At 29.3% G+C, this 9,525-nt stretch carries 11 protein-coding genes and 2 tRNA genes; 2 read left to right on the top strand and 11 right to left on the bottom strand.

The window, feature by feature from the left end; translation table 11 throughout:
* Positions 1 to 4: 4 nt before the first annotated feature.
* Positions 5 to 1,156, top strand: a complete 1,152-nt coding sequence (locus tag AYC61_RS05690) for a DUF362 domain-containing protein (RefSeq protein WP_082759802.1) — start codon at positions 5 to 7, stop codon at positions 1,154 to 1,156.
* 751 nt (positions 1,157 to 1,907) lie between these two features.
* Here AYC61_RS05690 and AYC61_RS05695 read toward each other — a convergent pair.
* Genes AYC61_RS05695 through AYC61_RS05705 form a run of 3 tightly spaced genes read right to left on the bottom strand, consistent with a single transcriptional unit; the run spans position 1,908 to position 3,881 of the window.
* On the bottom strand, positions 1,908 to 2,411 hold the full coding sequence (locus tag AYC61_RS05695; protein WP_066498049.1) for a Gx transporter family protein: 504 nt from the start codon (positions 2,409 to 2,411) through the stop codon (positions 1,908 to 1,910).
* A gap of 11 nt (positions 2,412 to 2,422) precedes the next feature.
* Positions 2,423 to 2,803, bottom strand: a complete 381-nt coding sequence (locus tag AYC61_RS05700) for a NusG domain II-containing protein (RefSeq protein WP_066498051.1) — start codon at positions 2,801 to 2,803, stop codon at positions 2,423 to 2,425.
* 55 nt (positions 2,804 to 2,858) lie between these two features.
* Positions 2,859 to 3,881, bottom strand: coding sequence for an FAD:protein FMN transferase (locus AYC61_RS05705; RefSeq protein ID WP_066498054.1), 1,023 nt, complete (start codon positions 3,879 to 3,881; stop codon positions 2,859 to 2,861).
* Between the two features lie 232 nt (positions 3,882 to 4,113).
* Between AYC61_RS05705 and AYC61_RS05710 the strand changes: the two genes are divergently transcribed.
* Positions 4,114 to 4,419 carry a hypothetical protein gene (locus tag AYC61_RS05710; protein ID WP_066498056.1) on the top strand — a complete coding sequence of 102 codons (306 nt, stop codon included), beginning with the start codon at positions 4,114 to 4,116 and terminating at the stop codon, positions 4,417 to 4,419.
* A 95-nt stretch (positions 4,420 to 4,514) separates the two neighbouring features.
* Here the strand turns inward: AYC61_RS05710 and AYC61_RS21090 are convergent, their stop codons facing one another.
* From AYC61_RS21090 to AYC61_RS05745, 8 genes are all read right to left on the bottom strand, one after another.
* On the bottom strand, positions 4,515 to 4,697 hold the full coding sequence (locus AYC61_RS21090) for a hypothetical protein (protein WP_162265441.1): 183 nt from the start codon (positions 4,695 to 4,697) through the stop codon (positions 4,515 to 4,517).
* 85 nt (positions 4,698 to 4,782) lie between these two features.
* Positions 4,783 to 5,628, bottom strand: a complete 846-nt coding sequence (locus AYC61_RS05715) for a hypothetical protein (RefSeq protein ID WP_066498058.1) — start codon at positions 5,626 to 5,628, stop codon at positions 4,783 to 4,785.
* Positions 5,629 to 5,848: 220 nt separating this feature from the next.
* Positions 5,849 to 5,925, bottom strand: a tRNA-Arg gene (locus tag AYC61_RS05720).
* 46 nt (positions 5,926 to 5,971) lie between these two features.
* A tRNA-Arg gene (locus AYC61_RS05725) sits at positions 5,972 to 6,048 on the bottom strand.
* Positions 6,049 to 6,315: 267 nt separating this feature from the next.
* Entirely contained in the window at positions 6,316 to 6,807 is a 492-nt protein-coding gene (locus AYC61_RS05730) for a metallophosphoesterase (protein ID WP_066498060.1), read from the bottom strand.
* A gap of 1 nt (position 6,808) precedes the next feature.
* Positions 6,809 to 7,414, bottom strand: a complete 606-nt coding sequence (locus tag AYC61_RS05735; protein WP_082759803.1) for an XTP/dITP diphosphatase — start codon at positions 7,412 to 7,414, stop codon at positions 6,809 to 6,811.
* A gap of 19 nt (positions 7,415 to 7,433) precedes the next feature.
* A complete protein-coding gene (rph, locus tag AYC61_RS05740; protein ID WP_066498062.1) occupies positions 7,434 to 8,177 on the bottom strand; it encodes a ribonuclease PH in 744 nt (247 codons plus the stop codon).
* 231 nt (positions 8,178 to 8,408) lie between these two features.
* Entirely contained in the window at positions 8,409 to 9,422 is a 1,014-nt protein-coding gene (locus AYC61_RS05745; RefSeq protein ID WP_066498065.1) for a GerMN domain-containing protein, read from the bottom strand.
* Positions 9,423 to 9,525: the final 103 nt, after the last annotated feature.

Raw genomic sequence — 9,525 nt, forward strand, 5'->3', positions numbered from 1 at the left:
AAAAATGATTAATATTGTTTCGTTAGATAAATGCAATAACTACGAATATTCAAAAGTAAAAGACAGCATACTTAAAAGCTTTGACAATCTAGGTGGAATAGAAAAATATATAAATAAAAAGGACAGAGTTTTGTTAAAACTTAATTTAGTTATCAAAAAAAGCCCAGATAAAGCAGCTACTACACATCCTACTTTTGTCAAAGCTCTCGCTGAAGTTTTGATTGAATACGGTGCTGAAGTAATTATAGGTGACAGTCCAGGAGGACCTTTTAACAAAGCTATTCTTAAGAGTATATACAATACGTGTCAAATTTCTAATATTGCTGAAGAAACTGGAGCAAAATTAAATTTCAACACAAATTCAATGCAGGTTTCATTTCCTGATGGAAAACTGTTAAAGCGTCTTACTGTAACTCAAATGTTAGAAGATGTAGACAAGGTTATTTCTGTATCAAAACTAAAAACTCATTGTATGATGTTGTTTACAGGCGCAGTTAAAAATCAATTTGGCATTATTCCTGGTTCTCTAAAGAGTGAGTACCATTTTAAAATGCCTGAGGTTAAAGATTTCGCGGATGCACTAGTTGACATTTGTTTGTATGCTAATCCAGTTTTATCATTTATGGATGGTATTGTTGGTATGGAAGGTGATGGTCCTACAAGCGGTAATCCTCGACAAATCGGTGCTGTCATTGCCTCTAATAGTCCTTATCATTTAGATGTAGTAGCCTCTAGTATAATTAATATTGACGCTAAAAAAATACCAACTATAAATAGTTGTATTAATCGCGGGATATGTTCTGGGTCACTTGATGATATAAAATTGGTTGGTGATAATATAGATGATTTTATGATAAAAGATTTTAAAATGCCTATTATTCGATGTGTAGATTTTGTTAGCGATAGATTTCCACAATTTGTTTCAAGCTTATGCAATAAACTTTTACAGCCTAAACCTATATTTATACATGATGACTGTACTGGTTGTGGTAAATGCGCTAATAGTTGTCCACCAAAAATAATTGAAATGAAGGATAATCGCCCAGTCGTAGATTTGGATAACTGCATAAGATGTTTTTGCTGTCATGAACTTTGTCCAAAGAAAGCAATAGAAATATATAGACCACCTTTAATGAGATTATTGTCAAAATTATAAAAAATGCATTAAAAAAATTATTTTCATCCACAATTCCACAGATATTAATTACTATACATAATAAAAAATAATCACAAAAACTTATTTTTTAAAATATTTATGAAGTAAAACTTAATATATTGAAGGTGTATATATATGGAGGCTACTTCTGACAAAATTCTTAATTATTCTATTTTTGTGGGAATTTTTGCTGCTATTAGTGTAAACAAATGGATGATTAGACAACAAAAGCTTCTACAAAACTAAACAGCTTTTTAAACTTCAACAGACAAGCAAAACCTAAGGAATATCATCGTCCTTAGGTTTTGCTTGTCTTAAAGTATTAAACCCAGATTATTCATAGAAAATTATGAGCAGGAAACTAAAATCTATGATTTTTTGTGAGTCGCTTACTCATGAGTAGAGAACAGAAATCTACGATTTCTTGTGAATCACTTACTCCTAGGAATGAAATGAGTAGTGAGTTTCATATTAAAAAATGAATAGGAGATTCATTAATAACATCCTTTTGATTATAACAAGGCACAAGATGTCCCTCACCTCTATAGGTAGTGGGTAGCGATTATATTTAACAGGCGGTGTGAATATCTTACGCCTCGTTGAAACGGTGTGTTGCAATTACTACGTAATTGCTTTCGTTGTTATAAGAAGTCCATTAAATTTTCGACATACCAACTCGGTATGCCTTCAAATTCACTGAAATTTTCTAAGTCAAAACTATACACCATATTATTCAAAGTTATATGAATAATCAGGGTTTAACTTTTCTTATAGCTAAAAGCATATATTTTGAGCTAATTCCAACAAAAATACCTGTTACTACTGATATCCCACCTAAATAAGGTAAATATACTGCTATTTTTATATTTTGAATCACTACAGCAGCCATGGCTATTTGTCCTATACTATGAAATAATGCTCCAAATACACTTACTCCTATTATACTTATTCTATCTTTAAATATCTTTAGTACTATATACATTATTATTACACTTAATATTCCACCCGAAATACTGAACAAAAACCTTTGCATAGATCCAAAAAGAATATCAGTTATAAATGTTCTCATAAAAACTATTATCAATGCTTCTTTTATTCCAAACATATATAAAGCTGTTAGACTTATGATATTTGCTAATCCTAATTTTGCACCCATTATTGATAGACTAAATGGAATGCTATTTTCTATGAAACTTAATATCATTGCTTGTGCTATCAATAATGATATGAATACTAATTTTTTTGTTTTGCTCATTTTATACTCCTCTAATATGCCAATCCGTCTATATCTCTTTTTTGATTCCCAACTATTTCAATAACAATCTTATTAGGCAGACAAACAATAATTTCACCGGGTTCATCTATCATACCCATTTTAATACATACTTTATCTCTACAATTTGATTCCAGCATTCTAACTGTTTTTCCTTTTATCTCAATTACATTCTTATATGCTTTCTTTTGTATAACAATCTTTTCATAATAATTGTCATCAATTAACTCTATAGTTTTATATATTTTCCCATCAACAGTAATCTTAGCAAAATTATAGTCATATTTTTCATTATTAATTAAATCATTTACAAGATAAAAACCACCAGAAAGTATTAATATTGCAATTACAACTATTATATCTAATCTCCTCATCTATATACTCCTACTTAACTCATGTTTTTATATGAGTTTAATATTATTTTATATTCTACTTAATCAACTGAAAATCCTTGTCTGTTAGTTCAAATGTATCCTTAATTCCATCAGTTATATATATTTTTTTATCTTTTGTTATAAATATCCCTTCCGAATTCTCTATACTATTTAGAAGTTTCATACCTTCCTCTAAACCTAATGCAAAAGCTGAAGTAGATAGCGAATCCGCTTTTATAGATTCATCACTCAAAATAGTAACACTTCCCAAGTCATTTTCAATAGGATATCCGGTAAATGGACTTAAAATGTGATGATATCTTTTACCTTCTACTTCGAAGTATCTCTCATATATACCAGATGTAACAATAGACTGATTTTTTACTGTTAATATTCCAATATAATTATTTCTCTCTTCAAAGGGATTTTGTATTCCCACTGTCCAATTACTCCCATCTTGCTTATCGCCATAAACTGTAATATTTCCTCCAAGGTCTATTATTCCACCTTTAATATCATGTTTCTTCAATATTTTTGTAATTTCATCAGCTCCATATCCTTTAGCTATTCCTCCTAAATCCAAAGCCATATTCTTATTTTTAAGTTCTATTTTTTTTGTTTCATCATCCATATATATATCTTTGTAGTTAACTAGAGATTTTTTTTGCTCTATTTCTTCTTTTGTTGGAATTCTAGCTTGATCTGTACCTATGTTCCAAAGTTTAACTAGTGGTAATATACTTATATCAAAATTACCCTTAGAAATCTCTGAATATTTTTTCCCTTCTTTTACAACATAGTATGTTTCATCCGATACTCTTACACTCATATTTCCTGAAGCTTTATTTAGCTTTGATACTTCACTATCCTCAATGTTAACACTCATTTTCCTTTCTATATCCTTCAATCTATCAAAAATTTCCTCAAAAACTTTATCATCTACATCATCATACAATTCAATATTCACTATAGTTCCCATCAGTAAGTTAGTCTTTGAAATAGGTTTTTTTACTTGTTTAGGTACACAACTACATAATATTAAAGAAATTATCATTATTAAAACTGTCATTTTTTTCATGATCAAACCTCCTAAAACCTGAAATCTTATTACGTTACAACGAGGCGCTAATTTACACACCATTTGTTAAATCAAATCGGTACCCAGCCTCGTTATATATAATAGCACAAAATACTCATATTTACTAATATGACTATGAACAATTCAGATTAAAACTATTTTGTGTTTAATTTATGCATTTTAATACATAATAATCATAGGGTAATCATTTTTTTGAAAGGAGTATCATTTTATGAAAAAGGCAAACAATTTTATATGTCCAAATTGCAATAGTCCGATGATATCTTTAAAGAAAGAAGCTACGTATTTATATACATATAATATAGATAGCAATGACAGATTTAAAAAAACTAATCTTATTCCTTTTATTTTTGATAATAGAATGAGATTAGAAATGCATGAATACATACAGTGTGAAAATTGCGGAAAAAAATTTCAATTCAAAATAGATAATGAAGATAATAGAATACAACTAACCATAGAAAAAAAAGCTTTACAGTCAAATAATTTATCAGAACCAAAATTCTTAAATAATTAATGATGAAATTCCATTATTTCAAAAAGAAAAGCTAAATAACAATTAGCTTTTCTTTTTTTATTACTACATTTTTATACCATGACGATTTGTAGGTATTATATGAAGTTTTCGTTAAGTGCCCTTCGACCTGCTAAGGCTTTTCTATCACTCATCACCTTTGAATCTGATGTGAATCGAAGTTTCGTTTTCATTGTTTTACAATTTTTATCATTAGCAATCTTAATCATTTTATCTAAATTGTTTTTTTTATCTTCAGTCACATGAACACTTCCCTTCATCTGATATTAAGTTTTTTATAACGGAAGCAATTACATAGTAATTGCAACACACCGTTTCAACGAGGCGCAGACATCTTGTGCCTCGTTACATTCTTGACATCTCTAGTTCAAGCTTCAATTCAAAATAATTAATTATATCAATTAATATTAAAAATTCTTTATCTATTAAATGTCTACTTTTTAGTACAACAATGATATTTTCAGGATGAAACTTTGCTTCTATTTTACCAAATATATAATCCCTATTTTTATAACCATCTTGTGAACAAAATCCGTAGATGTTTACAGAACACATTATTGCGGAAATTTGTTGTTCTGTTAAATTTAGTTTTTTTCTCATTAATTCCATTTGATTTGTGTTTTCGTAAAATACTAAAACATCAATATTTTTTCTTTTCTTTTTATATTCTTTTAGTATGTTAGCATAGCAAACATACGGGCTTAAATCTTCTTGTAAAATATACTGATTTATATATTCTTCCATCTCTAATAATGCATTTAACACTGCATAAAGAGTATCTTTCTCTCTTTTTACAAATCTGCCATAATAGGCTATGTTACTAATTTTTTCTCTTTCTTCTTTTTCTAATTTTACTGCCAAATTTTTAAATCTAAAAATCCTTACAGATTTACATGAAATAAAAATATATTCCCAAATCAAAAAAACAATAAATATCAAAGCTGAGACAAAGCAAACATTGACTGCATATTGTGTTGTTTTTACCAGGCTTATTCTAATAATTTCTATAGTTTTTATTACATCATAAAATAGAATGTTAAACACTATAATCCATAATATTGAGTAGCAATAATATATCCTTTTAACAAATTTATTATCATAACCTACCGGCAAGCTCTTATAGCTTTTTATAGCGAAAATAATATATAATGCTAAAGATATAAATATTATTATTAAAATCTTTATAGTCATTACATTACCTCTTAATATTATTAATAAAAATGGTTCTATTAGTATATATTATTCAGTTCATAAATTTGTGTTATCTCAAATAATTTATAACTTAACATCATCTATTTAAGTTTGTTCCCAAAACGTCCCCAAATTCACACCAAATCAAAATTGAGGTGCTCTCTAAAAAAATGAAGAACTGTCAAAACTATGACAATCCTCCATTTTACTTGTATCTATCTGGTGCACCATGAGGGTCTCGAACCCCCAACCAACTGATTCGAAGTCAGCTACTCTATCCAATTGAGCTAATGGTGCATAAATATGAAATTTAAACCAGCTAATTACTCAGCTGGTTTGTGTATGGTGCACCTGGGAGGATTCGAACCCCCGGCACACGGATTAGAAGTCCGTTGCTCTATCCTACTGAGCTACAGGTGCTTATTATAGTATTTTTCTTGTCTGACAGTTATTAATTATAGCAGTTTTAATTTTATATGTCAATACTATATTGAAATTATTGGTTGTTTTTTTAAGTTTATACTGAATTTATTCATATTTATACATGCTATTATTAAATTACCACAGCTCTTTAACAACAAAATCAAGAATTGAGGATGTCCATTCATGAATGAAGCTGTATAACCTTATTCATTTAAGACAACCTCTTATTTTTTAGAATAATACAATGATAGTTTTATAACTACATTAAATATAATCATGTAAATTTAATATAGAACTATTTATTTCATTATTATCTATGGTTAATAATGCCACACTTTGTTTTGTACCACCCTTAGGATATGTAGCACTCCCTGGATTCAAAAACAATATGTTATCATATTGTTCATTTACAGATATATGCGAATGTCCAAATAACACTATATCTACTTCCAATTCTTTAACTTTGCAATATAATCTATCGAGTCCATATTTCACATTGTATTTATGTCCATGTGTTAATAATAATTTTCTTCCCTCAATTTCAAGTATTTTTTCTTCTCCCGCCTTTGCGCAGCTAAACATATCACAGTTTCCTTTTACAAAAATACATTCTACACCTAACTTGTTTTCTATTTCTATAGCATCTTTTAGATTATCCCCAAGATGTATTATTAAATCTATATCATCAAGTTTATTTATTAGTTTTATAACATTCCCAACCATTCCGTGAGTATCACTCACCACAACAATTTTCATCCTATATTTCCTCCAACAATACCTCTAATTCTTCTCTAAGTTTTTTAAGCGCATTTGCTCTATGGCTTATCTCGTTCTTTATTTCATCGCCAAGTTCTGCAAAGGTCTTATTGTATTCATCAACGATAAATAGTGGATCATATCCAAAACCTGCTTCTCCAAATCTCTGCATGGCTATTTTACCATTACATTCTCCTTTTATAGTTTGTACCACTTTGCCTTGCTGTGCTAGAGCCATAACTGTTACGAATTTTGCAGTTCTTTTGCTATCAGGCACACTTAATAGCTCTTTTAGCAATTTATTATTGTTATCTTCATATGTTACATTCTCTCCTGCATAACGTGATGAATATACCCCCGGCTCTCCATTTAATGCATCAACAAATAAACCTGTATCGTCAGCTACTACTAATCCACTAACTTTTTTAGATAATTCCACAGCTTTTTTTATAGCATTTTCTTTAAGTGTTTCACCATCTTCTATTACTTCGAATTCCTCAAACCCAATCTCATTTTTTGATATTACTTCTATCGGAAGTTCTTTTAAAATATCTTTAATTTCTTTTATTTTATGCTGATTACCACTTGAAACTATAAGCTTTTTCATTTGCATCTCCTTAACCTTTTTATTCAACTCCTATGTAGTTGGTTATTTCACCTAAAACTTCTTTTTGTAGTTCTATAAGTTCTTCATTACCTTTCTTAGCTAATTCTAATATGCTATTTAATTCCTCTATGTTAAAAAGCGCTTCTTCTCCTGTTCCTTGTATTTCAGCAAATTCACCTTTATCTGTCATTACAACATTCATATCTACATTAGCATTAGAATCTTCTTTGTAACATAAATCTAAGATTACATTATCTCCTACTATTCCAGCACTTATTGCAGCTATAAATCTCTTTAATGGAATTTTGTCTACCTTACCCTGTTGTTTTAATTTATACATAGCTTCAGCTAATGCTACAAATGCACCTGTTATAGAAGCTGTTCTTGTACCACCATCAGCTTGGATAACATCACAGTCTATCCATATAGTTTTTTCTCCTAGCGCATCTAAATCTACTACTGATCTTAATGATCTACCGATTAATCTTTTTATTTCTTGAGTTCTACCATCTAATTTGCCCCTACTGGCTTCTCTCACCTTTCTAGTTATAGTAGATGCTGGTAACATTGAATACTCAGCTGTTATCCACCCTTTGCCTGTATTTCTTAAAAAAGGTGGTACTTTATCTTCTATCATAGCAGTACATATAACCTTTGTGTCACCCATTTCTATCAAGACAGATCCCTCTGGATGTTTTAAATATTGTCTAGTTATTTTAACCTTTCTTATTTCATCTTTTTTTCTTCCATCTATTCTACTCATCTTATGCCTCTCCTATCATAATTTAATTATAGCATTATAATAACAAATGTTTGGCTTTTTTTCTATAAAGTAATGAACATTTTCTAAATTAAACTTTCCAAAACTATTTCTAATTCACAACTGTAGATTATTTAACAAAAACGCTTCTATCTTATTATTATTTTGCTATTGGAAAAAGCGACATGTTTTGTCGCTTTATAATATTATTTATATTATTTATATTTTTTATATTTAATATTCATTTGCAAAAACTGGCATTGCATTATCATCTACCAAATCTAATCCTGCTTCTTCAAGAACTTTACCATCTATTAAAATTTCAACTTCTGCTATATCATCAAATTGTTCAAGTGTTAAGCCAATATTTGTTGCCATTGCATCATATGTTGCTTGGTCTTCAAATATTGTTAAATCGTCTACTTTTACATCTACAAATGCAATACTACTATTTATTTCAATTCCTTGTAATGCAACTCCTTCAGGTATATCTGTATAAAGACCAGAAAATTCAGGTGGTCCATCAAATAATGCTTGTAAAGCTGAGCTTACATTTGCATTAGGTGCCAAAGTAGGAATTGTAACAGGTACGTAATACTCATAATCTCCATTTGTTGTACTCTTGTAGTATACCACAACTTTTGAAGTGTTTTCTTCACCAGATGCCATGTAGTTTATATCTTCTCTCAATAAAGCCTGAGTTAAATTTGTTCCAAACTTCATAGTTCCTGCTGCTTTACCATCTATCATTATTTTAACCTTAGAGATTGCTGGAAATTCAGTTAAAGTATAGACTATACCTTTAACTAAATTATATTCATCATCCTCTGTTTCATAATTTAATATTTCACTCGTAAAATTCACCTTGCATAACCCTGTTTCTTTATCTATAGACATCCCCTTAATTTGTACTCCCGCCGGAATAATTGGCTCTAGTCCAATTACACTAATATCCTCTCTGATTGCAGGACTGTTAGTTATATTTCTTAGAGCTGCTTTAGCTATTCCTTCCTCCCAAGGTATCTTTCTCATTACTGGTACTAAAAACCCGCTTTCATTTTTATAGTATAAGACTGTATTTCTCATGTTATCATCACAAGTAATCTCAAATTCATCATCGCTTTTTACTACTTCTACTTCATCTTCATTACTACCTACGTCTTTAACCTTATTTATAATATTACAACCGCCTATACATATTATCATAGCAAATACTAGTAAAAATATAATTATCTTTTTTGCTTTCATCAGCTTCCCCCCTTACTAATTAACTACACTATCCCTGATTATTCGTATAACTTTGAATAATATGCTGTAAGTTTCTGAACTAGAAGATTTCAGTGAATTCGAA

The sequence above is a fragment of the Abyssisolibacter fermentans genome (genome assembly GCF_001559865.1).
In the GTDB taxonomy this organism is placed as follows: domain Bacteria; phylum Bacillota; class Clostridia; order Tissierellales; family MCWD3; genus Abyssisolibacter; species Abyssisolibacter fermentans.

Bases quoted from the DNA above. Each gene is read 5' to 3' on its own strand.
- AYC61_RS05715 (WP_066498058.1), bottom strand. From the start codon at position 5,628: ATGACTATAAAGATTTTAATAATAATATTTATATCTTTAGCATTATAT.
- AYC61_RS05710 (WP_066498056.1), top strand. From the start codon at position 4,114: ATGAAAAAGGCAAACAATTTTATATGTCCAAATTGCAATAGTCCGATG.
- AYC61_RS05735 (WP_082759803.1), bottom strand. From the start codon at position 7,414: ATGAAAAAGCTTATAGTTTCAAGTGGTAATCAGCATAAAATAAAAGAA.
- AYC61_RS05695 (WP_066498049.1), bottom strand. From the start codon at position 2,411: ATGAGCAAAACAAAAAAATTAGTATTCATATCATTATTGATAGCACAA.
- AYC61_RS05700 (WP_066498051.1), bottom strand. From the start codon at position 2,803: ATGAGGAGATTAGATATAATAGTTGTAATTGCAATATTAATACTTTCT.
- AYC61_RS05705 (WP_066498054.1), bottom strand. From the start codon at position 3,881: ATGAAAAAAATGACAGTTTTAATAATGATAATTTCTTTAATATTATGT.
- rph (WP_066498062.1), bottom strand. From the start codon at position 8,177: ATGAGTAGAATAGATGGAAGAAAAAAAGATGAAATAAGAAAGGTTAAA.
- AYC61_RS05730 (WP_066498060.1), bottom strand. From the start codon at position 6,807: ATGAAAATTGTTGTGGTGAGTGATACTCACGGAATGGTTGGGAATGTT.
- AYC61_RS21090 (WP_162265441.1), bottom strand. From the start codon at position 4,697: ATGAAGGGAAGTGTTCATGTGACTGAAGATAAAAAAAACAATTTAGAT.
- AYC61_RS05690 (WP_082759802.1), top strand. From the start codon at position 5: ATGATTAATATTGTTTCGTTAGATAAATGCAATAACTACGAATATTCA.
- AYC61_RS05745 (WP_066498065.1), bottom strand. From the start codon at position 9,422: ATGAAAGCAAAAAAGATAATTATATTTTTACTAGTATTTGCTATGATA.